23 protein-coding genes are annotated in these 24,731 nt (G+C 75.1%); 18 read left to right on the plus strand and 5 right to left on the minus strand.

All coding sequences use genetic code 11. From position 1 onward, the window contains the following. Nucleotides 1–67: 67 nt before the first annotated feature. Nucleotides 68–604 carry a YbjN domain-containing protein gene (locus IE326_RS13205; protein WP_150229293.1) on the plus strand — a complete coding sequence of 179 codons (537 nt, stop codon included), beginning with the start codon at nt 68–70 and terminating at the stop codon, nt 602–604. A gap of 61 nt (nt 605–665) precedes the next feature. On the opposite strand, the gene IE326_RS13210 is transcribed toward IE326_RS13205, so the two are convergent. Then, entirely contained in the window at nt 666–1,853 is a 1,188-nt protein-coding gene (locus IE326_RS13210; protein WP_190041596.1) for a pyridoxal phosphate-dependent aminotransferase, read from the minus strand. Between the two features lie 641 nt (nt 1,854–2,494). On the opposite strand from IE326_RS13210, the gene IE326_RS13215 reads away from it, so the two are divergent. The 16 genes from IE326_RS13215 (at nt 2,495) to IE326_RS13290 (ending at nt 19,356) form a co-directional block, all read left to right on the plus strand. Then, entirely contained in the window at nt 2,495–3,013 is a 519-nt protein-coding gene (locus IE326_RS13215) for a DUF2617 family protein (protein ID WP_150229287.1), read from the plus strand. Nucleotides 3,014–3,088: 75 nt separating this feature from the next. Then, on the plus strand, nt 3,089–4,882 hold the full coding sequence (locus IE326_RS13220; protein ID WP_229915317.1) for a spermidine synthase: 1,794 nt from the start codon (nt 3,089–3,091) through the stop codon (nt 4,880–4,882). Nucleotides 4,883–4,956: 74 nt separating this feature from the next. After that, nucleotides 4,957–5,838 carry an SRPBCC family protein gene (locus IE326_RS13225; RefSeq protein WP_190041597.1) on the plus strand — a complete coding sequence of 294 codons (882 nt, stop codon included), beginning with the start codon at nt 4,957–4,959 and terminating at the stop codon, nt 5,836–5,838. A gap of 54 nt (nt 5,839–5,892) precedes the next feature. Then, nucleotides 5,893–6,684 (plus strand): aldose epimerase family protein, encoded by a 792-nt coding sequence (locus IE326_RS13230; RefSeq protein WP_190041598.1) that lies wholly within the window; start codon nt 5,893–5,895, stop codon nt 6,682–6,684. 25 nt (nt 6,685–6,709) lie between these two features. Continuing rightward, complete coding sequence (gene pyrE, locus IE326_RS13235; protein WP_190041599.1) at nt 6,710–7,258, plus strand: orotate phosphoribosyltransferase; 549 nt, start codon at nt 6,710–6,712, stop codon at nt 7,256–7,258. Nucleotides 7,259–7,605: 347 nt separating this feature from the next. Then, nucleotides 7,606–8,628 (plus strand): class II fructose-bisphosphate aldolase, encoded by a 1,023-nt coding sequence (gene fbaA, locus IE326_RS13240; RefSeq protein WP_150229279.1) that lies wholly within the window; start codon nt 7,606–7,608, stop codon nt 8,626–8,628. A gap of 90 nt (nt 8,629–8,718) precedes the next feature. Then, nucleotides 8,719–9,894, plus strand: coding sequence for a MalY/PatB family protein (locus IE326_RS13245; RefSeq protein WP_190041600.1), 1,176 nt, complete (start codon nt 8,719–8,721; stop codon nt 9,892–9,894). A gap of 37 nt (nt 9,895–9,931) precedes the next feature. Next, complete coding sequence (locus IE326_RS13250) at nt 9,932–11,425, plus strand: MFS transporter (RefSeq protein WP_150229274.1); 1,494 nt, start codon at nt 9,932–9,934, stop codon at nt 11,423–11,425. Further along, nucleotides 11,412–11,882: a DUF3151 domain-containing protein gene (locus IE326_RS13255; RefSeq protein ID WP_190041601.1), complete on the plus strand. Its 471-nt coding sequence runs from the start codon at nt 11,412–11,414 to the stop codon at nt 11,880–11,882. The genes IE326_RS13250 and IE326_RS13255 overlap by 14 nt, the downstream gene beginning before the upstream one ends. A 95-nt stretch (nt 11,883–11,977) precedes the next feature. After that, nucleotides 11,978–12,808: a DUF3152 domain-containing protein gene (locus IE326_RS13260; protein ID WP_229915318.1), complete on the plus strand. Its 831-nt coding sequence runs from the start codon at nt 11,978–11,980 to the stop codon at nt 12,806–12,808. Nucleotides 12,809–12,929: 121 nt separating this feature from the next. Continuing rightward, nucleotides 12,930–13,790: a tryptophan 2,3-dioxygenase family protein gene (locus IE326_RS13265; RefSeq protein WP_030747537.1), complete on the plus strand. Its 861-nt coding sequence runs from the start codon at nt 12,930–12,932 to the stop codon at nt 13,788–13,790. After that, nucleotides 13,783–15,051, plus strand: a complete 1,269-nt coding sequence (kynU, locus tag IE326_RS13270; RefSeq protein ID WP_190041603.1) for a kynureninase — start codon at nt 13,783–13,785, stop codon at nt 15,049–15,051. Before IE326_RS13265 ends, kynU begins: the two co-directional genes overlap by 8 nt. 128 nt (nt 15,052–15,179) lie before the next feature. Then, nucleotides 15,180–16,049 carry an alpha/beta hydrolase family protein gene (locus IE326_RS13275; protein WP_190041604.1) on the plus strand — a complete coding sequence of 290 codons (870 nt, stop codon included), beginning with the start codon at nt 15,180–15,182 and terminating at the stop codon, nt 16,047–16,049. A gap of 151 nt (nt 16,050–16,200) precedes the next feature. Beyond that, nucleotides 16,201–17,463, plus strand: coding sequence for a sensor histidine kinase (locus tag IE326_RS13280; protein WP_190042234.1), 1,263 nt, complete (start codon nt 16,201–16,203; stop codon nt 17,461–17,463). Further along, nucleotides 17,460–18,122: a response regulator gene (locus IE326_RS13285; RefSeq protein WP_150229264.1), complete on the plus strand. Its 663-nt coding sequence runs from the start codon at nt 17,460–17,462 to the stop codon at nt 18,120–18,122. Before IE326_RS13280 ends, IE326_RS13285 begins: the two co-directional genes overlap by 4 nt. Before the next feature lie 28 nt (nt 18,123–18,150). Further along, nucleotides 18,151–19,356: a cytochrome P450 gene (locus IE326_RS13290; protein ID WP_190041605.1), complete on the plus strand. Its 1,206-nt coding sequence runs from the start codon at nt 18,151–18,153 to the stop codon at nt 19,354–19,356. A gap of 6 nt (nt 19,357–19,362) precedes the next feature. On the opposite strand, the gene IE326_RS13295 is transcribed toward IE326_RS13290, so the two are convergent. Then, nucleotides 19,363–20,931, minus strand: coding sequence for an ABC transporter permease (locus IE326_RS13295; protein ID WP_190041606.1), 1,569 nt, complete (start codon nt 20,929–20,931; stop codon nt 19,363–19,365). Next, nucleotides 20,928–21,827 carry an ABC transporter ATP-binding protein gene (locus IE326_RS13300; protein ID WP_190041607.1) on the minus strand — a complete coding sequence of 300 codons (900 nt, stop codon included), beginning with the start codon at nt 21,825–21,827 and terminating at the stop codon, nt 20,928–20,930. Before IE326_RS13300 ends, IE326_RS13295 begins: the two co-directional genes overlap by 4 nt. Nucleotides 21,828–21,929: 102 nt before the next feature. On the opposite strand from IE326_RS13300, the gene IE326_RS13305 reads away from it, so the two are divergent. After that, nucleotides 21,930–22,412, plus strand: a complete 483-nt coding sequence (locus IE326_RS13305) for a GbsR/MarR family transcriptional regulator (RefSeq protein WP_190041608.1) — start codon at nt 21,930–21,932, stop codon at nt 22,410–22,412. Here IE326_RS13305 and IE326_RS13310 read toward each other — a convergent pair. Together IE326_RS13310 and IE326_RS13315 are read right to left on the minus strand one after the other, a co-directional pair. Next, nucleotides 22,403–23,737, minus strand: a complete 1,335-nt coding sequence (locus IE326_RS13310) for a hypothetical protein (RefSeq protein ID WP_190041609.1) — start codon at nt 23,735–23,737, stop codon at nt 22,403–22,405. The two genes, IE326_RS13305 and IE326_RS13310, sit on opposite strands and share 10 nt — an antisense overlap. A 131-nt stretch (nt 23,738–23,868) precedes the next feature. Continuing rightward, on the minus strand, nt 23,869–24,684 hold the full coding sequence (locus tag IE326_RS13315; RefSeq protein ID WP_190041610.1) for a diacylglycerol kinase family protein: 816 nt from the start codon (nt 24,682–24,684) through the stop codon (nt 23,869–23,871). Between the last annotated feature and the right edge of the window lie 47 nt (nt 24,685–24,731).

Here is a 24,731-nt window from a genome sequence, read left to right on the forward strand (position 1 = left end):
GCGGGGCTTGCCACGGACCGGCCGGGATGGGGGAGGATGGCAACATCCGTACGAAGGGAAATACACGGTGAGCATCGACCCGTCCTCGATTCCGAATTTCGGGGGACAGCCCCAGCCGCAGGCAGGACCGGCGGGCCCCGTCGTCCCCGACCAGGACCTCGTCAAGCAGCTTCTGGAGCAGATGGAGCTGAAGTACGTCGTCGACGACGAGGGTGACCTCGCGGCGCCGTGGGAGGAATTCCGCACGTACTTCATGTTCCGCGGAGAGAACGAGCAGCAGGTGTTCTCCGTGCGCACGTTCTACGACCGTCCGCACTCCGCCGACGACCGCTCGAAGATCCTCGACGCGATCGACGACTGGAACCGCCGCACCCTGTGGCCCAAGGTCTACACCCACCTGCACGAGGAGGAGGACGGCTCCGCCACCCTCCGCCTCATCGGTGAGGCGCAGATGCTGATCGGCACCGGCGTCGCCCTGGAGCACTTCGTCTCCTCCACGGTGAGCTGGGTCCGCGCCTCCATCGAGTTCGACAAGTGGATCGTCGAGCAGTTCGGCCTCCAGTCCCCCGAGGACAAGGCCGAGGGCGAGGCCGACGAGGCCTGAGCCCCGTCCCGCACCGCGCGGAAGCCGGGCCCCCGCGACGGGGGCCCGGCTTCCGGCGTTCTCAGCCCAGCCGCTTGAGGCGGTCCACCGCCTCCTGGAGCACGTCGGTCCGCTTGCAGAAGGCGAAGCGGACGAAGGGGGCCCCGGCCTCGCGGTGGTCGTAGAAGACGGCGTTCGGGATGGCGACGACCCCGGCCCGCTCGGGCAGCGAGCGGCAGAAGGCGAAGCCGTCGCCGGAGCCGAGGGGGCGGATGTCGGTGGTGACGAAGTAGGTCCCCTGCGGACGGTAGACCTCGAAGCCGGCCTGGGCGAGGCCCTCGCCCAGCAGGTCCCGCTTGGCCTGGAGGTCGGCGCGCAGCCCCTCGTAGTAGGCGTCGGGGAGGCGCAGGGCCTCGGCGATCGCGTACTGGAAGGGGCCCGAGGAGACGTAGGTGAGGAACTGCTTCGCCGAGCGGACCGCCGCGGTCAGCTCCGGGCTCGCGGTGGTCCAGCCGACCTTCCAGCCGGTGAAGGAGTACGTCTTGCCGGCCGAGCCGATGGTGACGGTCCGCTCCCGCATGCCGGGGAGGGACGCGATCGGCACGTGCTCGGCGCCGTCGAAGACCAGGTGCTCGTAGACCTCGTCGGAGACGACGAGGAGGTCCCGCTCGACGGCCAGTTCGGCGATCGCGGTCAGTTCGGCGCGGCTGAGGACGGTGCCGGTGGGGTTGTGGGGGGTGTTGAGGAGGATGAGGCGGGTGCGGGGGGTGACGGCGGCGCGGAGCTCGTCGAGGTCGAGGACGTAGCGTCCGCCTCCGCCGCGGGGGTCCCGCTGCGGACGGAGGGTGACCGGCACGCGGGTGCCGCCGGCCATCGCCACGCAGGCGGCGTACGAGTCGTAGTACGGCTCCAGGGCGATCACCTCGTCGCCGGGCTCGACCAGCGCCAGCAGGCTCGCCGCGATGGCCTCGGTGGCGCCGGCCGTCACCAGGACCTCGGTGTCGGGGTCGTGGTCCAGGCCGTAGCGGGCGCGCTGGTGGTCGGCGATCGCGGTGCGCAGCTCGGGGACGCCGGGCCCGGGCGGGTACTGGTTGCCGCGGCCCTCGCGCAGGGCCCGCTCCGCCGCCTCGCGCACCTCCAGGGGGCCGTCGGTGTCGGGGAAGCCCTGGCCGAGGTTGATCGATCCGGTGCTGGTGGCGAGCGCGGACATCTCGGCGAAGATCGTCGTGCCGAACTCGGCCAGCCGGCGGTTGAGCGGTGTCCTGGTCATGACGGCCATCCTGGGGCGAAGCTCTGGACTTGCTCAAGTGCGCTTTGGCGGCGGAGCGGGCCGGGAATCCCCCGGGCAGAGGCGGCAGGAAGCCGCCGGACGGGGGGGAAAGACGATGGAAGCCCTGATCACCGTGGTCATCGCCGTCGCGTTCCTGGGCGTGTTCGTGGGCGTGGTCGTGTCGGCCGCCCGGCACGCCTCGGACGGCGGGAGCCGGCGGCGCCGGAGGGGCCGGCGGCGCGGCGGCTGGTCGGACGGCGGGAGCTCCTGCGGGTCGACGAGCTCCTGCGGATCGGCGAGCTCCTGTGGTTCCAGTTGCGGGGGCGGCTGCGGGGGCGGGGGTGACTAGCGGGTCAACGGGCCGGTGACGGTGCGGGATTGATGCTCTCTGGGGCGACTCTGTTCGCTCGGCGATCGATTCCGCTTGAACAAGTGAACTGTTGGGTCCCCGAAGGGGATGGAAACTACGGCAAGTTGGGTAAAAACGCTGCGAGTCGTCCGGCGCACGTGGTTCTCTCGCTCCTGTCAGAGACAGCCCTCGGACCGTGTGTGGACCCGAGCCGGCGATTCCCCACCCCCGTGGAAACCCTCTCCGGGGCGCCCCCGGCCCACCCGCCAAACCGTGTTTGCGGAGCCGACCCATGCTCACCACCCTGAAGACCTCCTACACCGACACGCGCGCGGCCGACCTGGCCTGGGCGCTGGGCCGCGAGCCGCTGCCCGCGCTCGCCGTGCTCGACCTCGAACTCTCGGGAGCCAAACTCCAGTTGCGGCTGCTCGGCGCCTCCCACCAGGTGATCCTGGAGGAGGGGGGCCGCAGTTGCTCCGAGACCGTCGCCTGCATGCCGGGCAGCAGCACCCCGCTGCCGCTCGGCGTCTCCAAGCGCTTCGACGAATGGGAATACGAATTCGCGGCGCGCGTCGAGACGCTCACGCAGGGCTCCTTCGCGGGCCGCGCGCAGGAGTTGCTCGCGCTGGTCGCCGACCATCCCCACGGCCTGGCCGGCACCTTCCCCGGCTCGCCGCACGCCTTCACGGCGATGCTGGCGCAGCGTCACGAGGGCCAGGTGCGCTGGCGGACCTGGCACGCCTACCCGCAGGAGGGCCAGCTCGTGGTCACCCGCACCAGGATCGGCGCCCGTATGCCCGCCGCGCTCTGACGCGACTCCCTTCCGCCCCAGGTGCACTCGTGTGGGTGACAAGGGGCGAGGGGGTCGTGACGTAGCGTTACGGGCATGATCGAGCCGACCGTGACCCTGCCACCCACGAGGGTGCGACGCCGGCCGCCGCCGCGGTCGCGCGACACGGTGCGGTGGCCGGTCCTCGCCGTCGTCTTCGTCTGCGCCGCCTGCGGTCTCGTCTACGAACTCGAACTCGTCGCCCTCGCCTCGTACTTGATCGGGGACTCGGTCACCCAGGCGTCCGTCGTGCTGTCCGTGATGGTCTTCGCGATGGGCCTGGGCTCGCTCCTCGCCAAGCGGCTGCGCTGCCGTGCCGCCGTGGGCTTCGGCCTGCTCGAAGGAGCGCTCGCGCTCATCGGCGGCACCTCGGCCCTGGTGCTGTACGCCTGCTTCGCCTGGCTGGGCGAGTCCCGCTGGGTCCTCGTGGCCTTCTCGCTCGCCGTCGGGGTGCTCATCGGCGCGGAGATCCCCCTGCTGATGTCGCTCATACAGCGGGCGCCCCGGCGGGTCGTCGCCGCGGGCGGGGGCGCCTCCCTCGACGGGGGCGGCGCCCTCGGTGGGGGAGGATCCACCGGCCCGGGGGCCTCCCTCGGCGCGGGCGGCAAAGGGGCGGGCGGCGTCGCCGCGGGCCGCCCCGGCCGGCCGGGACGGACGGTCCCGGCCGGCGACCCCGAGGACGCGGCCGGCACGGTCGCCGACCTCTTCGCCGCCGACTACGTGGGCGCGCTCGTCGGCGGCCTCGCCTTCCCCTTCCTGCTGCTGCCCTGGCTGGGCCAGCTGACCGGCGCCCTCGTCACCGGCGCGGTGAACGCGGTGGCGGGCGCCGTCCTCGTCCTGTGGTTCTTCCGCCGCGACCTCACGGCCCGTACCCGCGCCCTCGTCATCGGCGTCAACCTCGCCGTCCTCGGGGTGCTCGCCACCGCGACCGTCCTCGTCGACGACTTCGAGGAGGCCGCCCGCCGGGCCGTGTACGGGGAGCGGGTCCGGGTCGCCGTGCACACCGACCTCCAGGAGGTGGTGGTCACCGGCGGCGAGGAGGAGCCGCCCGACCTCTACCTCGACGGCCGGCTGCGGGTCTCCGGCGCGGACGAGTACCGCTACCACGAGGCGCTCGTCCACCCCGCGATGAACGGCCCGCACGCCCGCGTCCTCATCGTCGGCGGCGGCGACGGGCTCGCCGCCCGCGAGGCGCTGCGCTACGGGGACGTCCGCTCCGTCACCGTCGTCGAGCTCGACCCCGGCGTCGTCCGGCTCGCCCGCACCGACCCGGCGCTCGCGGAGCTCAACGGACAGGCGTTCCGCGACCCGCGCGTCCGGATCGTCCACGCCGACGCCTTCAACTGGCTGAGGGGCGTCGTCGACCAGGTGCAGGAACGGTACGACGTGGTGATCTCCGACCTGCCCGACCCCGGCATCACCTCCAGCACCAAGCTGTACGCACAGGAGTTCTACGGCCTCGCGGCCCGCGTCCTCGCCCCCGGAGGCCGGCTCGTCGTGCACGCGGGGCCCGCCACCGACCGGCCCCGCGCCTACTGGACCGCCGACGCCACCCTGCGCGCCGCCGGCTACGCCACCCGGCCCTACAGCGCCGAGGGCCGCGCCCCCGGCTTCGCCGCCGGACCGGACCGCGCCGACCGGGACAGCGGCACCCGCCACGAGCCCGACGACTGGGGCTTCCTGCTCGCCGTCCGCGGCGACCGGCCGCCCCTCCTCGGGCTCGCCGCCGACGTGCCCCGGCTCCGCTCCCTCGGCCGCCGCGACCTGGCCGCCGCCGCCCGCCGCGCCGAGCGCACCCGGATCCCGGGACTGCCGCCGTCGACGCTGGTCCACCCCCGGTACGGCGACTGAGCGGGCGATCCGGCGCGCGGTTCCCGTCGCGGACCGGGCGACGGAGGGCGCCCCGCTGAGTAGGCTCGGATCCCATGGAGCATGAGGTGTTCGTCCCGGTCCCGGCCGAGTCCCTGCGCGCCGTCCTCACCGACCCGGACCGGGTGGCGCGCTGCGTGCCCGGCCTCCAGCGCGACGCCGCCGGGGCGGGCGCGGGGGAGGACCTCGCCGGACGCCTCCGGCTCCGGGTCGGCGGCCACACCATCACGTACCGGGGCGGTCTGCGGATCGTCGAGCGGGACGGGGCCATCACCTACGAGGGCGAGGGCACCGAGGCCCGCGGCAAGGGCGCCGTCGAGGTCTCCCTGACCGTCGTCCTCACCCCGGCGGCCGAAGGCACCGGTCTCGGCTTCACCGGAGCCCTCACCGCCACCGGCCGGCTCGCCGAGGAGCCGGGCGAGGCCAGGGAGGTCGCCCGCGTCCGGCTCCTGGACGCCTTCGTGGAGGCCGCCGCCGGCCTCGCGGCGGATGCGGTGGAGGCGGAGGGGACCACCGGGGCCGGGACCGGGGTCGGGACCGACGCCGATGCCGGGGGCGCGGAGATCACCGGCGCGGACGACGCGGACGACGCGGACGGCACGGACGGCGCCGTCGGCACGAGCGGCGCGGACGGCACCGACCCTGCGAGCGGTGCGGACGGTGCGGAGCTCTGCGGGGACGAGGTCTTCCGCGAGGCCCCCGCGCCCGTGGAGCTGCCCTCCCCGCAGCCCGCCGCCGAGGCCGCCCACGCGCGCCGGACGATGATCGGCCGGAGCGCCGAGGAGGTCGACCACGCGCCGCCGCGCGGCCGGTACGCCCCCGTGCCCGCGCCCGAGCCGAGCGGCGCGGGCGCCACCCTCCGCTGGGTCGCCCCGGCCGCCGCCCTCGCCCTCGCCTCCGCGGTCATCGTCGGCCGGGCCCTGCGCCGCCGCCGCTGAACCCGCGGGTTGAAACGGTCCAATCCACCGGGCCCCAGGACTTAGGGTCGGGGCGTGAGCAACCTGACGCGACTGACGGCGGGCGACGCCGAGCTGATCATCAACCCCGGGCACGGCGGCCGGATCGAGAGCCTGCGCATCGCCGGCACCGAGGTCCTGAAGCAGGGCGAGCGCTACGGCAGCTTCCCGATGGTGCCGTGGTGCGGCCGGACCGCGTACGGCCGGTTCCGCGACGGGGCCGTCACCCACGAGCTGCCGGTCAACGCCGCCCCCCACGCCATCCACGGCACCGTCCGCGACCGGGCCTGGACGGTGGCCCGGGTCTCCGCCACCGAGGCCGTCCTCACCTGCGAGCTGGACGACCCGTGGCCGTACAAGGGCCGGGTCACCCAGGTCCTCGAACTGGCCGAGGACCGGCTGACGCTCAAGTTCGGGGTGGAGGCGTACGACGACTCCTTCCCGGCGCAGGCCGGCTGGCACCCCTGGTTCACGCGGAACCTCGGGCGGGGCGGCGAGGACGTCCGCATCGGCTTCGCGCCCGAGTGGCAGGAGGAGCGCGGCGACGACCACATGCCCACCGGCCGCCGGATCGCCCCCCTCCCCGGCCCCTGGGACGACTGCTTCGGCATGCCGGGGGGCGTCGACGTCACCCTCACCTGGCCGGGCGAGCTGGAGCTGAAGGTGACCAGCCGCGCCGAGTGGGTGGTGGTCTACGACGAGCCGGAGGACGCGGTCTGCGTCGAGCCCCAGTCCGGCCCGCCGAACGGCCTCAACACCCATCCGCGCCTGGTCACGCCCATCGACCCGCTGGAGGTCGAGAGCGTCTGGGCCTGGCGGCGGCCGTGACCTCCGCGCCCTTAAGCTCGGGGGCATGACTGACGTACGCGCTGAACTGCTCCAGCAGATCAAGGACAAGGCCGTGGTGCACGGCAAGGTGACCCTCTCCTCGGGTCTGGAAGCCGACTACTACGTGGACCTGCGCCGGATCACGCTGGACGGAGCGGCGTCGCCGCTGGTCGGCCGGGTCATGCTCGACCTGACCAAGGACCTCGACTTCGACGCGGTCGGCGGCCTCACCCTGGGCGCCGACCCGGTCGCCACCGCGATGCTGCACGCCTCCGCCGCGGACGGCGGGCGCCTGGACGCCTTCGTGGTCCGCAAGGCCGCGAAGGCCCACGGCATGCAGCGCCAGGTCGAGGGCCCGGACATCAAGGGCCGCCGGGTCCTGATCGTCGAGGACACCTCCACCACCGGCGGCTCCCCGCTGACCGCCGTCGAGGCGGCCCGCGCGGCCGGTGCCGAGGTCGTCGCCGTCGCCACGATCGTGGACCGCGCCACCGGCGCCGGCGAGAAGATCAGCGGCACGGCGGGCGTCCCGTACCTCTACGCCTACGCGCTCGACGAGCTCGGCCTGGCCTGAGGCCCGAAGCCCGAAGCCCGAGGCCCGGCTCCCGGGCCGCGGCGCCCGGTGCCCGGGGCCCGAGGTCCAGGGCCGGGTCGCGGGACCCGGGACGAGGGGCCCCGGGCGGGTCGAAACCGGGCTAACCGCCGCGAAGTCGTGACTTAGGTCCCGGACCTCGGTGGATACGGCTCTGACCTGGGCTTTTCCCGAAGGGCGGGGTGTTTCACGTGAAACACCCCGCCCTTCGGCGTGCCGTGCCCGTGGGAGCCCGCACAAGAGTCTGGAAAGATGGCACCGACGATGACGTCGCCCCTAGGTCAGGGACATAGCAACGCCCACACCCGCACATCACAAGGAGCGGACGAATGCCCATCGCAACCCCCGAGGTCTACGCCGAGATGCTGGACCGGGCGAAGGCCGGCAAGTTCGCCTACCCGGCCATCAACGTGACCTCGTCCCAGACCCTCCACGCGGCGCTGCGCGGGTTCGCCGAGGCCCAGAGCGACGGCATCATCCAGATCTCGACCGGTGGCGCCGAGTTCCTGGGCGGCCAGTACAGCAAGGACATGGTCACGGGCGCCGTCGCCCTGGCCGAGTTCGCGCACATCGTCGCCGCGAAGTACGACGTCACCGTCGCGCTGCACACGGACCACTGCCCGAAGGACAAGCTGGACGGCTACGTCCGCCCGCTGCTCGACGTCTCCGCCGAGCGCGTCGCCCGCGGCGAGAACCCGCTGTTCCAGTCCCACATGTGGGACGGCTCCGCCGAGACCCTCGCGGACAACCTGGCCATCGCCCAGGAGCTGCTCGCGAAGGCCCACGCCGCCAAGATCATCCTTGAGGTCGAGATCACCCCGACCGGCGGCGAGGAGGACGGCGTCAGCCACGAGATCAACGACGAGCTGTACACCACCGTCGAGGACGCGATCCGCACCGCCGAGGCCCTGGGCCTGGGCGAGAAGGGCCGCTACCTGCTCGCCGCCTCCTTCGGCAACGTGCACGGCGTCTACAAGCCGGGCAACGTCGTCCTGCGCCCGGAGCTCCTCAAGGACCTCCAGGCCGGCGTCGGCGAGAAGTTCGGCCAGGCGTCCCCGTTCGACTTCGTCTTCCACGGCGGCTCCGGCTCGACCGCCGAGGAGATCGCCACCGCCCTGGAGAACGGCGTGGTGAAGATGAACCTCGACACCGACACCCAGTACGCCTTCACCCGCCCGGTCGTGGACCACATGTTCCGCAACTACGACGGCGTCCTGAAGGTCGACGGCGAGGTCGGCACCAAGTCCACCTACGACCCGCGCACCTGGGGCAAGCTCGCCGAGGCGGGCATGGCCAAGCGCGTCACCGAGGCGTGCGAGGCGCTGCGCTCGGCCGGCAAGAAGCTGAAGTAACAGCCGCACGAGGGCTGACGTAGAGCACTGGGGAGGGCCCGGCACCCGCTGAGGGTGCCGGGCCCTTCGCGTACCCGGAGGAGAGTGGAGATGTACGACTTCGACGAGGTGAGGGACCGGCGGGGCACCTGGTCGGTCCAGTGGGACGGGATCGCGGACCGCTTCGGCGTCTCCGACCTGCTCCCCTTCACCATCTCCGACATGGACTTCGCCTCCCCTCCGGAGGTCCTCGACGCGCTGCGCGACCGGGTCGGGCACGGCGTCTTCGGCTACACCGACTGGCGGCTCGGCGGCGACGGCGGCTTCCGGGAGGCGATACGCCACTGGTACGCGACCCGGCACGGCACCGCGATCGACACCGACGCCCTGGTGTACGCCCCCTCGGTGCTCAACCAGCTCTCCCAGCTGCTCCGGATGTGGACGGAGCCCGGCGACGGCGTCGTCGTCCACACCCCCACCTACGACGGCTTCCGCAAGGCCGTCACCGGGCTCGGGCGCGAGCTGCGCGGGGTCCCGGTCGGGGACGCGGAGGCGCTGGAGCGGGAGCTGGCCCGTCCCGGCAGCCGGATGCTGCTGCTGTGCTCCCCGCACAACCCGACCGGCCGGGTGTGGACGGAGGCGGAGCTGACGGAGTTCGGCCGGCTCGCCCGCCGCCACGGCGTGCCCGTCGTCAGCGACGAGATCCACGCCGACCTGACCGCCGAGGGCCACCGGCACGTGCCGTGGATCCGGATCGCCGAGGCGGCCGGCGACCGGCGCTGGGCGCTCCTCACCTCCGGCACCAAGACCTTCAACTTCCCCGCGCTCTCCGGTTCGTACGGCATCGTCGGCGACCCCGGCGACCGCGCCGCGTTCGTGCGGCGGATGGAGACCGGCGAGGGGCTCGCCTCCCCGGCCGTCCTCTCGCTCACCGCGCACGTCGCCGCCTACCGCCGCGGCGCCCCCTGGCTCGACGCCCTGCGCGGCTACCTCGCGGGCACCATGGCGATGGTCGAGGAGCGGATCGCCGGGGGCCTGCCCGGCGTGGAGTGGCGGCCGCCGCAGGCCGGCTACCTCGCCTGGATCGACCTGCGGCCGCTCGGCATCGACGAGGACCGGCTCCAGGAGGAGCTGGTCGGCACCGAGAAGGTCGCGATCATGCCCGGCGGGACGTACGGCACCCCCGGCTTCGTCCGGCTCAACGTGGGCTGCCCCCGGGCCAAGGCCGAGCGGGGCGTGGACGCGCTGGTCAGGGCGGCCGGGCGGCTGCGGACCGACCGGGCCTGAGGAGGCGGCCCGCGCCCGGCCGGGGGACCATGCAGGCATGGCTGCGACCGGACCCGCGGTGCGGATGGACTCGGGCACCGGACGGTGGATCGTCCTCACGACCGTCCTCGGCTCGGGGATGGCCCTGCTCGACTCCACCGTCGTCAACGTCGCGCTGCCGCACATCGGCGAGGACCTCGGCGCCGACCTCGCCGTCCTCCAGTGGACCGTCAACGCCTACATGCTGACGCTGGCCGGGCTGATCCTGCTCGGCGGCTCCCTCGGCGACCGCTACGGCCGCCGGCGGGTCTTCGTCGTCGGCGTGGTGTGGTTCGCGCTCGCCTCGCTGCTGTGCGGGCTCGCGCCGAACGCCGGGGTGCTGGTCGCCGCCCGCGCCCTCCAGGGCGTCGGCGGGGCGCTGCTCACCCCCGGCTCCCTCGCCCTCATCCAGGCGAGCTTCCACCCGGACGACCGGGCCAGGGCGGTCGGCCTGTGGTCCGGCTTCGGCGGGGTCGGGGCGGCGGTCGGGCCGTTCGTCGGCGGCTGGCTGGTGGACGGGCCGGGCTGGCGCTGGGTCTTCCTGCTGAACGTGCCGCTGGCCGCGCTCTGCGTGCCGGTGGCGCTGCGGCACGTCCCCGAGTCCCGGGACGGGGCCGCGCGCGGACGCCGCTTCGACGTGCTCGGGGCGGTGCTCGGCGCGGCGGCCCTCGGCCTCGTCACGTACGCGCTGATCGGCGCCGTGTGGTGGGCGGGGGCGGCCGGCGTCCTGGCGGGGGCCGTCTTCGCGCGGGTGGAGCGGCGGCGCGGGGAGGCGGCGATGGTGCCGCCGTCGATCTTCCGCTCGCGGCTCTTCACGGCGGTGAACCTGGTGACGCTGTGCGTGTACGCGGCCTTCGGCGGCTTCTTCTTCCTCGCCGCGCTCCAGCTCCAGGTGGTCTCCGGCTACTCGGCGCTCGCCGCCGGCACGGCCCTGCTGCCGACGACCGTCCTGATGCTGCTGCTCTCGGCGCGCGCCGGCGAGCTGGGGGAGCGGATCGGGCCGCGGATCCCGCTGACCGTCGGCCCGCTGCTGTGCGCCGCGGGGATGCTGCTGATGCTGCGGGTCGGCGAGGACGCCCCGTACGTCCGGGACGTGCTGCCGGCGCTGCTGGTGCTTGGGCTCGGCATGGCCGCCCTGGTGGCCCCGCTGACCGCGACCGTCCTCGCCTCCGTCGACGTCTCCCGCGCCGGGCTGGCCAGCGGCGTCAACAACGCGGCGGCGCGGGCGGCCGGGCTGGTCGCGGTGGCGGCGCTGCCGCTGCTGACGGGCATGGGGCCGGAGGCGTACCGCTCGGCGGCGGAGTTCGACGCGACGTTCGGGCGGGCGATGCCGATCTGCGCGGGGGTGCTGGTGGCGGGCGCCGTCCTCGCCTGGACGACGATGCGGCCCCCGGCGGAGCCGGCCCGCCGGCCGGAGTGCGTCCGCCACTGCGCGGTGGCCGCCCCGCCCCTGGACCCGGGCACCGGTGGCGCCGCCCCGGGTGGGGCAGACTGGGGGGATGGCCATGCATGAGAACCTGCTGGGCGGTCCCGCGCCCACCCTGCTGCCCGACGACCCCGAGCCGCGCGAGCTGCTCGCGCAGGGCACCGCCCCGGCGGACGTCGCGGCGAAGTACCCGACGTCCTCGCTCGCCTGGGCGCAGCTCGCGGACGACGCATTCGAGGCGGGGCGGGTGGTGGAGTCGTACGCCTACGCCCGCACCGGCTACCACCGGGCGCTGGACGCGCTGCGCCGCAACGGCTGGAAGGGCCACGGCCCGGTGCCGTGGGAGCACGAGCCGAACCGCGGCTTCCTGCGGGCCCTGCACGCGCTGGCGCGGGCGGCGGGGGAGATCGGCGAGCAGGCCGAGTACGAGCGCTGCACGACCTTCCTGAGGGACTCCTCGGAGACGGCCGCCGAGACGCTGGGGCTGACCGCGGGCTCCCGGGCCCGGCGACCCCCGGCCGGTACGATCCCCGGACCGGCCTGAAACAGGGGGGAACTGTCGTGGGCTATCGGGGGGCGTCCGACCGGCGCCGTCGGACGCGGGGAGAACGAACCGGCGGGAGGGGCCGCCGCGAGCGGGTGCGGATCACCCGCCGGGGGCGGCTCCTCCTGACGTCGCTGGTCCTGGCGACGGTCTCGGTGGGCGGGGGCGCGGCCGTCGCCCACTTCCGGGGCGACGGCGGGGCGGCCCCCGCCGCCCGTGCCCCGGCGGCGCAGGCCCCGCCGGCGCCGGAACGGACGCCACGGCGGGAACCGGCGCCCACGGCGAAACCGAAGCCGGGACCCACGGCGAAGCCGAAGCCGGAACCGAAGCCCGGTGCGACCCGGAGGCCCGCCGCCGTGCCGCGGTCGGGCCCGGGCACCTTCACCACCGCCACCGGCACCGGCGAGGTCACCGGCACCGGCGGCACGCTGCGCCGCTACCGGGTGCAGATCGAGGAGGGGACCGGCCTCCCGGGCCGGGAGACCGCCGAGGAGATCGAGGCGATCCTCGCCCATCCGCGCAGCTGGGCCGCGCACGGCCGGGGCCGCTTCCAGCAGGTGGCCTCCGGCGCCGACTTCGTGATCCGGATCGCCACCCCCGACACCGCGGACGCGCTCTGCGCCCGGCAGGGCTTCGACACCCACGGCGAGCTGAACTGCGAGACCGCCGAGGGGGTCGTGGTGAACCTCAGGCGGTGGACGCTGGGCTCCCCGACCTTCGCGGGGCCGCCGGAGGAGTACCGGCACCTGATCATCAACCACGAGGTCGGGCACGAGATCGGGCTCCGGCGGCACCTGGGCTGCGGCGGGCCGGGGAAGGCCGCGCCCGCGATGATGCAGCAGATCAAGGGCCTCGACGGATGTCGTTCGAACGCTTTTCCGTACAGCGAAGAGGGGATCTACATCACCGGTCCGATCGTGTCATGATGCGCATGGGACGCGTGCGAGGAAGCACGCCTCCCGAGGGGACCGGAGCTCCCGTGGCACGCCGCAGAGCGCGCACGGTGGAGCGGACCGCTACCCGGTAGCCCGTACCGAGGAGACAGCAATGTCATCCACCCCTGTTTCCGCCGGCGCCTCCGGAGCAGGCCCGGCCGTGGACGCCCCGAACCTCGACTTCGCGGGCACGACGCCGTACGAGGACTACGTCCAGGCGGACGTCCTCACCCACCTCCAGCACCTCCGCTCGGACGACCCCGGCGAGATGGTCTTCCTGGTCACCACCCAGGTCATGGAGCTGTGGTTCACGGTCATCGTGCACGAGTGGGAGACCGCGGGCCGCGCCCTGCGCGAGGACCGCCTGCCCGTCGCCGTCGACGCCCTCAAGCGCTCCGTGCGCGAGCTGGAGGCGCTCAACCACTCCTGGCGGCCGCTGTCCCAGCTGACCCCCGCCCAGTTCAACTCCTACCGGGGCGCCCTCGGCGAGGGCTCCGGCTTCCAGTCGGCGATGTACCGCCGCATGGAGTTCCTGCTCGGCGAGAAGTCGGCGTCCATGCTCGTCCCGCACCGGGGCGCGCCCCGCGTCCACGCCGAGCTGGAGAAGGCCCTCCACGAGCCGAGCCTCTACGACGAGGTCCTCGCCCTCCTCGGCCGGCGCGGCCTGCCCGTGCCGCCGTCCGTCCTCGCCCGCGACCTCACCCAGCGCTACGAGCCCTCCCCGCAGGTCGAGGCCGTGTGGGCGGCGCTCTACGCGGCGCCCGAGGAGAACCCGGAGCTGGTCCGCCTCGGCGAGGCCCTCAGCGACGTCGCCGAACTGGTCTGGCGCTGGCGCAACGACCACCTGGTCGCCACCCGGCGCGCCATGGGCTCCAAGACCGGCACCGGCGGCTCGGCCGGCGTGGCCTGGCTGGAGAAGCGCGCCCAGAAGAACGTCTTCCCCGAGCTCTGGACGGCCCGCAGCCATGTCTGACACGTACGAGCGGGCCCAGGCGCCCGCCCCCGCCCTTCCCGGGGACGCCGGGCGCCCCGCCGCGTCCGCGCTCCGCGAGGAGGCCGCGCGCCTCGACGCCGCCGACCCGCTCGCCGGCCACCGCGCGAAGTTCGCCCTCGACGACGCCACCGTCTACCTCGACGGCAACTCCCTCGGCGCGCTCCCCGCGCACGTCCCCGCCCGCATGGCCGACGTCATCGGCCGCGAGTGGGGCGAGCTGCGGATCCGCTCCTGGGACGAGTCGGGCTGGTGGACCGCCCCCGAGCGGATCGGCGACCGGATCGCCCCCCTCGTCGGCGCCGCCGCGGGGCAGATCGTCGCCGGCGACTCCACCAGCGTCAACGTCTTCAAGGCGGTCGTCGCCGCGACCCGGCTCGCGGGGGAGGGACGCGACGAGATCCTCGTGGACGCGTCGACCTTTCCCACGGACGGGTACATCGCCGAGTCCGCCGCCCGGATGACCGGTCACCGGATCGTGGCCCTCGACCCGGCCGACGTCCCCGGCGCCGCGAACGACCGGACGGCCCTCGCGCTCGTCAACCACGTCGACTACCGCACCGGCCGGCTCCACGACCTGCCCGGCACCACCGCCGCCCTCCACGCGGCGGGCGCGCTGGCCGTCTGGGACCTGTGCCACAGCGCGGGCGCCCTGCCCGTGGGCCTCGACGCGCACGGCGTCGACCTGGCCGTCGGCTGCACCTACAAGTACCTGAACGGCGGCCCCGGTTCGCCCGCGTACCTGTACGTCGCCGAGCGCCACCAGGACCGCTTCGACTCGCCGCTGCCCGGCTGGACCTCGCACGCCGCGCCCTTCGGCATGGAGCCCGGCTACCGGGCCGCCGACGGCGCCGTCCGGGGCCGCGTCGGCACCCCGGACATCCTGTCCATGCTGGCCCTGGAGGCGGCGCTCGACGTGTGGGACGGGGTCGGGATCGAGGCCGTCCGCGCCAAGTCCCTCGCCCTCACGGACTTCTTCCTGGAGTGCGTGGCGGCGTACGTCCCCGCGGGCCGGGTCACCCCGATCACCCCCGCCGCGCACGCCGAACGCGGCAGCCAGGTCGCCCTGGCCTGCGAGGACGCGCCCGACGTCATGCCCGAGCTGATCCGGCGCGGGGTCGTCGGCGACCTCCGTCCCGGCCTGCTCCGCTTCGGCTTCACCCCGCTCTACGTCGGCTTCTCCGACGCCGAGCGGGCGGCCCGGGTCCTCGCCGACGTGCTGGCCGGACGGCCGTCCGACTGACCTGCCCGCAGCGGCCGGTGACCGGTCGTCAGGTCGGATCTTCACCTGAACTGCGGGGGCCGGGACCCTGATACGGTCCCCGCAGGTCAGGCCGATCAGGCCCCGTCACCGAGAGGTTGGAACACCCCATGCCGGACCCCGCCGCGCGCGACGCCGCCGAAGAGGCATCGGCCTTCTCGCACCCGGCCGTCCCTCCCGACGCCACCGCGGCGTACGGCGAACACCCGGACCAGATCGTCGACTTCCACGCCCCCCGGACCGGCGACGGGCGCGCCCCGCTCGTCGTCGTCCTGCACGGCGGCGCCTGGCGGGCGCCCTACGACCGCCTCCACATCAGCCCCTTCGCCGGCTTCCTCGCCCGCCGGGGATTCGCCGTCGCCAGCGTCGAGTACCGGCGCGGCCCCGGCCTGCCCCACCAGGGCGCCGCCGCCCCCGTCGCGGGCCGCTGGCCGGAGACCTTCGACGACGTCGCCGCCGCCCTCGACGCCCTGCCGGACCTCGCCGCCGCGCACCTGCCCCGCGCCGACCCGCACCGCACGGTCCTCACCGGGCACTCGGCCGGCGGCCAGCTCGCCCTCTGGGCCGCCGCCCGGCACGTGCTGCCCGCCGGCTCCCCCTGGCGGCTGCCCGCCCCGCCCCCGCTGCGCGGCGTCGTCGCCCTCGCCCCCATCGGCCACTTCGACCGGGCCCGCGAGCTCGACGTGTGCGGCGGGGCGGTGACGCAGCTCCTCGGCGGCGAGGCGGCGTACGAGGAGCGGGCCGCCGCCACCGACCCCGCCCGGCTGCTGCCCACCGGCATCGCCACCGCCCTCGTCCAGGGCCGCGCCGACCTCACCGTCCCCGCCGGGGTCGCGGACGCCTTCGTGGAGGCGGCGGCGAAGGCCGGCGAGACGGTCGGCCTGACGCTCCTGGAGGACGTCGGCCACTTCCCCCTGATCGACCCGGCGGCCGACGCGTGCGCGGTGGTCGCGGAGGAGATCGCCCAGCTCGCGTTCTGAGGGGGCCGGGCCCCCGTAGTACTCAAGGGGGACGGGCCGGGATCCGCATCCAGCGGGACGCGGGCTCCCGGCCCGGGTCCGTACCGTGTTCGACGTGAACCCGACACAGACCCCCGACACGGACAGCCGCAGTCCCGAGCTCCGCGTGACGATGGACGCGCTCGGCGGTCTGCGCGCCGACCTCCTGGACGACGCCTTCGCCTACCGTCCGCTGCCCGCCCTCGCGGCGGACAGCGCGGCCCTCCGCTTCCTGCCGAGGCGGCTGCGCCCGCGCGCCGGGCTGCTGCCGCACGCGGTGGTGGGCTTCTGGGCGCTGGTGACCTTCCTCCTCGGCTTCGAGTACGTCACGAGCGGCGCGGGTCCGGTCGCCCTCGTCTACTGCGCCGTCCCGGCCGCCGCCGTCCTGCTCACCCTGCTCCGGCCGGTGCTCGCCTTCTGGGTCTCGCTCGGCTCGACGCCGTTCATCGCCTACCTCGGCGGCTACGACGGCTGGCCCTGGTCGCCGAACTCCTTCCTCGCCCACCTCGTGGTGCTGGTGGTCGTCGCCCTGCGCACCCGGCCGCGCACCGCCGCCTGGATGTGGCTGCTCACCGCCGGATACGCGGGCTTCACCGCCTTCTTCCTCGGCATGGGGACCGGGTACGGCTTCAACGGCGCCGGACTGCTCTTCGTCTCCGCCCTCCTCCTGCTCGCCGTGGCGATCCTCCAGATCCGCCGCCAGGCGGCCCGGGACGTCACCGCCCAGCAGACCGTCACCGCCGTCGAACGCTCCCGGCGGACCCTCCTGGAGGAGCGGACGACCATCGCGCGCGAGCTGCACGACGTCGTCGCGCACCACATGTCGGTGGTCGCCATCCAGGCGGAGGCCGCGCCCTACCGGGTGGAGAACCCGCCGCCGGAGCTGGAGCAGGCCTTCCGCACCATCCGGGAGAACGCGGTCGCCGCGCTCACCGAGCTGCGCCGCATCCTCGGGGTCGTACGGGCCGAGGACTACGAGGCGCCCGACGCCCCGCAGCCCACCCTCGCCGACCTCGACGGGCTCGTCGGCAACGTCCGGGAGGCCGGCCTCGACGTGACCCTGACGGTCACCGGCGCGGTGCGGGAGCTGCCGCAGGGCGTGGAGCTGTCGGCGTACCGGATCGTGCAGGAGGCGCTGTCGAACGTGCTGCGGCACGCGCCCGGCGCCGGCGCGAAGGTCGAGCTCGGGTACGTGCTCGGCGGGCTCGGGCTCCGGATCGCCAACGGCCCGGCACGCGGCCTGGTCAAGCCGTCGCCGGGGGCGGGGCACGGTCTCACCGGCATGCGGGAGCGTGTCACGATGCTCGGCGGGGAGATGACGGCCGAGGTGGCCGGCGACGGCGGCTACGAGGTCACCGTCTTCGTCCCCGTCCAGCGCGAGGGGACCGACCAGTGATCAGGGTGCTGATCGTCGACGACCAGATCATGGTCCGCGAGGGCTTCTCCGTGCTGCTCGGCGCGATGCCCGATATCGAGGTCGTCGGCGAGGCCGTCAACGGCCGGGAGGCGGTCGCGCAGGTCGCGGCGCTCCGCCCCGACGTCGTCCTCATGGACATCCGGATGCCCGAGCTGAACGGCATCGACGCCACCCGGGAGATCGTCGCCGCCGACGCGGACGCGAAGGTGCTCGTCCTGACCACCTTCGACCTCGACGAGTACGTCTACCAGGCGCTGCGCGCCGGCGCCTCCGGCTTCCTCCTCAAGGACGCCTCGGCCCGGCAGCTCGCCGACGGCGTCCGGATCGTCGCGGCCGGGGAGGCGCTGCTCGCGCCGACCGTGACGAAGCGGCTCATCACCGAGTTCGCGAAGTCCGCCGACACCGCCCCCCGCCCGCCCGCGGTCGACCGGGTCGGCGACCTGACCGAACGCGAGACGGAGGTCCTCGTCCTCATCGCGCAGGGCCTGTCCAACCAGGAGATCGCCGACCACCTGGTCGTCGCCGAGTCCACCATCAAGACCCATGTCAGCCGCATCCTCGTCAAACTGGGCCTCCGCGACCGCACCCAGGCCGCGGTCTTCGCCTACGAGGCGCGCCTGGTGCAGGTCGGCCGCTAGACGGCCCGGCGGCGGTAGCGTCCGTGGCATGGACGCCGTCGCCGCTTTCGATCCCTCGTCCCCGGACTTCGTCGCCGACCCCTACCCGGTGTACGCCGCGCTGCGGGAGGCGGGGCGGGCGCACTGGTGCGGGCCGACCCGGCAGTGGCTGGTGCCGCACCACGCGGACGTGTCGGCGCTGCTGCGGGACCGGCGGCTGGGGCGGACGTACACGCACCGCTTCGGGCACGCCGAGTTCGGGCGGGAGGCGCCGGACCCGCTGCACGAGCCCTTCCACACGCTCAACGACCACGGGCTGCTCGACCTGGAGGGCGCCGACCACGCGCGGATCCGGCGGCTGGTGTCGAAGGCGTTCACGCCGAGGACGGTGGAGCGGCTCGCGCCGACGGTGCGGGGGCTGGCGGCCCGCCTGGTCGACGGGCTGGTCGGGGCGGGCGGCGGGGACCTCCAGGCGCTGGTCGCCGAACCCCTGCCGGTCGCGGTCATCGCGGAGATGCTGGGCGTTCCGGAGGGGGACGAGGAGCGGGCGATGCTGCGGCCCTGGTCGGCGGCGATCTGCGGCATGTTCGAGCTGAACCCCTCGGAGGAGACGGCCCGGCTCGCGGTCCGGGCGTCGATCGAGTTCTCCGGATACCTCCGGGAGCTGATCGCCCGCCGGCGGGCCGAGCCCGGCGACGACCTGGTCTCCGCGCTGGTCGCCGTCGAGGAGCTGACCGAGCAGGAGGTGGTCTCCACCTGCGTGCTGCTGCTGAACGCGGGGCACGAGGCGACCGTGAACACCACGGTCGGCGGGGTGTGGACCCTGCTGCGGCACGGGGCGTGGGGCGACGTGCCGGCGGATCCCGGGAAGTTGTCCACAGCTGTGGACGAACTCCTGCGGTACGACACCCCGCTCCAGATGTTCGAGCGCTGGGTGCTCGACGACATCGAGATCGGCGGCACGGTGATCCCCCGCGGCTCGGAGGTCGCCCTCCTCTTCGGCTCCGCCAACCGGGACCCGGCCCGCTTCGGCCCCACCGCCGACGTCCTCGACCTCGCCCGCGCGGACAACCCGCACGTCACCTTCGGCGCGGGCGTCCACTACTGCCTGGGCGCGCCGCTGGCCCGGCTCGAACTCGCCGCCGTCTTCGGCGAGCTGCGCCGCCGGGCCCCGGGCCTGCGGCTCGCCGCGGACCCCGTCCGGAGACCCGGGTACGTGATCCGCGGCTTCGAGTCCCTCCTCGTGGAGGTGTGAACCCCGTCAGAGCTGCGCGTCCCGGCGCCGCAGGGCCGTCAGGCCCGCCGCGGTCAGGGCGGCGGCCAGGGCCGTGAGGAGGAGGAGCGGGGTCCGGGCGACGTCGCCGCCGGGGAGCCTGGGGAGGTGGGCGTAGGGGGAGAGGTCCAGTACGGCCCGGGGGAGGTCCAGGGCGGGGCCGATCCAGCCGAGGGCCAGGCAGAGGCCCGCCGCGCCCCAGGCGGCTCCGGCGGCCCGGGGGACGGCGCCCCACAGCAGCACCGCCACCGAGGCGAGGGTCCAGACGGCGGGCAGCTGGGCGAGCGAGGCGCCCAGGACCGCGCCGGCGTCGTGGCCGTACGAGAGGGCGAGGCCGAGGCCGCTCAGGGCGAGGATCGCGGCGGAGCCGGCGAACGCGGGCACGAGGTGTCCGGCGGCCCACCGCAGCCGTCCGAGGGAGGCGGCGAGGAGGGGTTCGGCGCGGCCCGAGGTCTCCTCGGCGTGCGCCCGCAGCACCGCCCCGACCGCGTACAGCGCGGCGAGCATCCCGAAGAGGGAGACCATCGTGGCGAGGAAGGCGTCGGTCAGTGCTTCCTGGCCGCCCATCCGCTCGAAGATCTCGCGGGCCTTCGCGTTGTCGCCGACCAGGTCCGCCGCGCCCTCGACCATGCCGCCGAAGACGAGGCCGCCGAGGAGGAAGCCGAGCCCCCAGCCGAGCAGCGAGCCGCGCTGGAGCCGCCACGCCAGGGCCCCGGCTCCCGTGAGGCGGCCGGCGGCCGGTCCCGGCCGGGTGGCGAGGAAGGACGCGCCGACGTCGCGGCGGGCGGTGAGGGCGTACGCGAGGAGGGTCTGGGCGAGGACGGCGGCGGCGATCAGCAGCAGCACCCACCAGCGTTCGCCCGCGAAGGCGCGGACGTTCTCGGCCCAGCCGACGGGGGAGAGCCAGGTGAGGACGGAGTCCCCGGAGGCGTCCCCGGAGTCCCCGGCGGCGCGCAGCACGAAGGCGAGGCCGAGGACGCCGGCGGCGATGCCCCGGACGAGCCGGGCGCTCTCGGTGAGCTGGGCGGCGAGCGCGGTGACGGTCGCGAAGACCATGCCGGTGCCGCCGATCGCGAGGGCGAGGGCGAGCGCCCCGGCGAGGCCCTGCCCGGCGAGGCCGGCGAGGACGAGGAGCGCGGCGGCGGCGTTGACGGCGAGTGCGGCGAGGAGCGCGGCGGTGAGTGGCGCGCGGCGGCCCACCGCCCCGGCGGACAGCATTTCCTGACGGCCGGTCTCCTCCTCCTCGCGGGTGTGCCGGACGACGACGATCAGGCTCGCGACGGCGGCGAGGACGGCGCCGAAGGTGCCGAAGCGCCAGGCGACGAGCCCGCCGAGGGAGTCGGAGAAGACCGGTCCGTAGAGGGAGCGCATGGAGCTGTTGGCGGTCATGGAGGCGGCGAGTTCGGCGCGCGCGGCGGCGGTGTCGTACAGCCCGCCGAGGGAGCCGGGGCCGGAGGCGACGAGGCCGCCGGTGACGAGCGCCCACAGGGGGATGGCCAGCCGGTCGCGGCGGAGCGCGAGCCGGGTGAGGGTGCCGGTGCCGGCGAGGGCGGTCATGACGCCACCTCGGTGTCCGCGTAGTGGCGGAGGAAGAGCTCCTCCAGGGTGGGCGGGGTGCTGGTGAGCGAGCGGACGCCGGCCGCGAGGAGCGCGGCGAGGACCGGTTCGAGCTTGTCGGTGTCGACCTGGAGGCGGACCTTGGGGCCTTCGGCGCGCAGGCCGTGGACGCCGGGGAGGCGGTCGAGGCCCCCGGGCGTCCCGGCCAGTTCGGCGCTGACGCTGGTGCGGGTGAGGTGGCGCAGTTCGGCGAGCGAACCGGACTCCACGGTGCGGCCCTTGCGGACGATGCTGACCCGGTCGCAGAGGGTCTCGACCTCGCCGAGGATGTGGCTGGAGAGCAGCACGGTCCGGCCCCGGTCGCGGGCCTCGCGGACGCAGTCCCGGAAGACCTCCTCCATCAGCGGGTCGAGGCCGCTGGTGGGTTCGTCGAGGACGAGGAGTTCGGCGTCGGAGGCGAAGGCGGCGACGAGGGCGACCTTCTGCCGGTTGCCCTTGGAGTAGGTGCGGCCCTTCTTGGTGGGGTCGAGCTCGAAGCGCTCGATCAGCTCCGCGCGGCGGGCCGGGTCGGGGCCGGTGCCGCGCAGCCGCCCGTACAGGTCGATGACCTCGCCGCCGGAGAGGTTGCGCCAGAGGGTGACGTCGCCGGGGACGTAGGCGAGGCGGCGGTGGAGGGCGACGGCGTCGGCCCAGGGGTCGCCGCCGAGCAGCCGGACGGTGCCGGAGTCGGCGCGCAGCAGCCCGAGGAGGACGCGGATGGCGGTCGACTTCCCGGCGCCGTTGGGGCCGAGGAAGCCGTGGACCTCGCCGGTGGCGACGGTCAGGTCGAGTCCGTCGAGTGCGTGGGTGCGGCCGAAGGACTTGTGGAGTCCGGTGACGGCGAGAGCGTTCGTCATGCTTCGGAACGTACGCTCATTTCACAAACTTGTGAAGTTAAGGAAGCGTATAAAGTTGTCGGGACGGCGCGGAGGCGCCCGAGCGAGGGAGACGATGACGCCATGACCAGGAGCGACGAGGAAGCGGTGTCCCGGTTCGTGGAGCGCTTCGCCGCCGAGATGACCGAGGCCGGGATGCAGCGGATGGCCGCCCGCGTCTTCGCGGCGCTGCTCGCCTCCGAGAACGCCTCGCTGACCTCGGCGGAGCTCGCCGAACAGCTCGTGATCAGCCCCGCCGCCGTCTCCGGCGCGATCCGCTACCTCACCCAGGTCGGCATGGTCGCCCGCGAGCGCGAACCGGGCACCCGGCGCGAGCGGTACGTGCTCCACAACGAGATCTGGTACGAGACCTTCACCCGCCGCGACCAGATCCTGACCCGCTGGGAGAAGGTCCTGCGCGAGGGCGCCGACACCCTCGGCCCGGACACGGCGGCCGGCGCCCGCACCGCCGAGACCGCCGACTTCTTCGCCTTCCTCCAGGACGAGATGACCTCGATGCTGGACCGCTGGCGGGAGCGGAAGGAAGCCCGCGGGGCTCAGTCCTGAGCGGTGGGCTCCGGCGCGGGCTCGGCCTCCAGCAGGTCGGCCAGGGCCTCCAGGAGCGCCGCGCCGTCCGCCGAACCGGCCTCCAGGTACGGCCCCGAGGGCCACAGCGGCCGCCCGTCGCACCAGGCCACCACCACGGGGGCGCCGTCCGCGTCGCCGTCCTCCGCGTCCCGGTCCAGCCAGCCGCGCAGCTCCACCGTGCCGGTCGGACCCACCGGCCGGTCCGGCGGCAGCAGCGGCAGCACCGCCTCGGGCCGGTCGTCCGGGCCGCCGTGCGCGGGGAAGACCACCAGCGCGGTCCCCTCGCCGACCGGCGCGGGCACCAGCGCGTACCGCCGCTCGACGGGTACGGGGGCGAGCGCGGCCCGCACCAGGACCCGCACGACGGGCAGCCCCCGGTTCCACACCTGGAAGGAGGCCCAGAGGGTCCAGGCCGCGGCGGCCGTCAGCAGGAGCAGGGAGCCCGTGGGCACGCCGCCCTCCGCGCCCTCCTCCGGCCAGAGCACGTCCGTCGCCGTCAGGGCGCCGTAGAGCACGAGGACGGTCAGGCCGCCCCACACCTGCGCGAGCCCCGCCGTCCCCCGCAGCGCCCGCACCCGCCACCACGGCACCGCCCGCACGTCCGGCTCGGGGCGGCGCGGCCGCTTCCGGCGCCGGGGCGTCACCGCCCAGGACTCGGCGTGGGCGGCGAAGCGCGCGTAGGACGGGACGGAGACGGACGAAGGAGCGTGGGGGACGCCGGGCCCCGCCTGCGGCTGGGCCGGCACCGGAAGCCCCGCCAGACGCGCCTCCTCGGCGACGGCCAGCAGCCGCCGCCGCGCGGCCGTGCCCCGCACGGGCCTGGCCCGGAAGAGCGGGCCGCCGCCGGGCGCCGCGAGCACCCCGCCCCCGCGGGAGTCGCCGCACCACCACAGCACCCCGGTCGGGGCGGGCCGGGCCTCCTGCCAGCGCGCCCGGCTCGCGATCACCCGCAGCGGCAGCAGGCCCCCGCCGTCCACCGCCGCCAGGACGACGGCCTCGCCGCTCCAGTGGCGCGACACGACCGTCGCGGGGTGCGCCGACCAGGGACCGGAGGCGAGGATCCGCCGGAACCGGCGGACGTTCGGCAGCCGGACGAGGCCGAAGGCGCAGGCCGTCGCCCCGCCGACGCAGGCGAAACCGGCCAGGTCCTCCGCCCACGGGGGGTCTTCGGGGAGGAAGCCGAAGCAGACGAGGGCGAGGACCGCGAGCGCGAACCCTCCCGCCGCCAGCCGCAGCCCGCCGCGCCGGTACCGCTCCAGCTCCTCGGCCGTTCCCGGCAGATCCAGCGCCCGCGTCCCGCTCACTCCAGGCCCCCCGGCCACGCCACCACCCCTTGCCCCTCCGACGACAGGGGTGACCGTAGCCGCGCGGACCGCCCTTGACCAGGGCCGGAGGACCCCGAGGCCGGGGGAGGGGAGGAGGGGAGGGGGAGGGCTCAGACCGGAGGCACCGCCTCCCTGGGCAGCGTCAGCCCCCACGCCCCGGCCCGGACGGTCCAGGTGCGGCGGCGGACCGGACCCGCGATCCGGCCGTCCGCGCGGTAGCGGAAGTCCGGGCCGGAGACGGTGAGGCTGCCCGCGACGGCCCGCCGGGGCGGGTCGGCGGCGGCCGGATGCACGACCACCTCCGCCGTACCGACGCCGCCCTCTCTGGGCCGTGCCGTCACCGCGGCCACCGGCGCGTCCACGTCGGCCAGCAGCACCCCGTCCGCCTCCACCCGCAGCCGGTGCGTCCGGACCCCGGGCACCACCGGCGCGGGCCGCACCAGCGTGCGCACCAGGGAGCGGCAGGTCCCCCACACGGAGGGGGCCGTCCCGGCGGCGGGCACGGGCGCGGCCGGCACCCGCAGGTCGCCGAGGACCACCCCGTCGCTGTCGTCCACCAGCAGGTCCAGGCTCCGCACCGCCCCGTCCAGGACGGTCCGGGCGGCGGCCACGGCGCCGCGCGGCACGCCGAGGCCGTACGCGATCTCCAGGGCGCCCGGCGGGCCGATCGGGACCAGCGCGAGCGCCGCCCGGTCCCGCTGCAGCAGGGTCACCGCGCGCAGCAGCGACCGGTCGTCGCCGAGGACGACGGGGCGGCGGGAGCCGCGCCGGGACAGGGCCCGGGAGAATTCCTCGGGACAGTCCGGCAGGCAGATCTTCGCCTCCGCGCCCGCGGACAGCACATCCTTCGCGATCCGTACGGACTCGCCGTCGCTTCGGCGGGCGACCGGGTCGACGATGACCAGCAGCTGGTCGTGATCCGACACCTCGGTCCTTCCTCGGGTAGTCTCTTTGTGCAAGAGCCCCTTGCGCT

The organism is Streptomyces filamentosus (assembly GCF_014654895.1).
GTDB classification, from domain to species: Bacteria; Actinomycetota; Actinomycetes; order Streptomycetales; family Streptomycetaceae; genus Streptomyces; species Streptomyces filamentosus.

Coding starts and splice junctions, on each gene's coding strand:
- IE326_RS13275 (WP_190041604.1), top strand. CDS start 15,180: ATGCCGGACCCCGCCGCGCGCGACGCCGCCGAAGAGGCATCGGCCTTC.
- IE326_RS13290 (WP_190041605.1), top strand. CDS start 18,151: ATGGACGCCGTCGCCGCTTTCGATCCCTCGTCCCCGGACTTCGTCGCC.
- IE326_RS13265 (WP_030747537.1), top strand. CDS start 12,930: ATGTCATCCACCCCTGTTTCCGCCGGCGCCTCCGGAGCAGGCCCGGCC.
- pyrE (WP_190041599.1), top strand. CDS start 6,710: ATGACTGACGTACGCGCTGAACTGCTCCAGCAGATCAAGGACAAGGCC.
- IE326_RS13280 (WP_190042234.1), top strand. CDS start 16,201: ATGGACGCGCTCGGCGGTCTGCGCGCCGACCTCCTGGACGACGCCTTC.
- IE326_RS13220 (WP_229915317.1), top strand. CDS start 3,089: ATGATCGAGCCGACCGTGACCCTGCCACCCACGAGGGTGCGACGCCGG.
- IE326_RS13250 (WP_150229274.1), top strand. CDS start 9,932: ATGGCTGCGACCGGACCCGCGGTGCGGATGGACTCGGGCACCGGACGG.
- IE326_RS13210 (WP_190041596.1), bottom strand. CDS start 1,853: ATGACCAGGACACCGCTCAACCGCCGGCTGGCCGAGTTCGGCACGACG.
- IE326_RS13225 (WP_190041597.1), top strand. CDS start 4,957: ATGGAGCATGAGGTGTTCGTCCCGGTCCCGGCCGAGTCCCTGCGCGCC.
- IE326_RS13305 (WP_190041608.1), top strand. CDS start 21,930: ATGACCAGGAGCGACGAGGAAGCGGTGTCCCGGTTCGTGGAGCGCTTC.
- IE326_RS13245 (WP_190041600.1), top strand. CDS start 8,719: ATGTACGACTTCGACGAGGTGAGGGACCGGCGGGGCACCTGGTCGGTC.
- fbaA (WP_150229279.1), top strand. CDS start 7,606: ATGCCCATCGCAACCCCCGAGGTCTACGCCGAGATGCTGGACCGGGCG.
- IE326_RS13255 (WP_190041601.1), top strand. CDS start 11,412: ATGGCCATGCATGAGAACCTGCTGGGCGGTCCCGCGCCCACCCTGCTG.
- kynU (WP_190041603.1), top strand. CDS start 13,783: ATGTCTGACACGTACGAGCGGGCCCAGGCGCCCGCCCCCGCCCTTCCC.
- IE326_RS13295 (WP_190041606.1), bottom strand. CDS start 20,931: ATGACCGCCCTCGCCGGCACCGGCACCCTCACCCGGCTCGCGCTCCGC.
- IE326_RS13300 (WP_190041607.1), bottom strand. CDS start 21,827: ATGACGAACGCTCTCGCCGTCACCGGACTCCACAAGTCCTTCGGCCGC.
- IE326_RS13215 (WP_150229287.1), top strand. CDS start 2,495: ATGCTCACCACCCTGAAGACCTCCTACACCGACACGCGCGCGGCCGAC.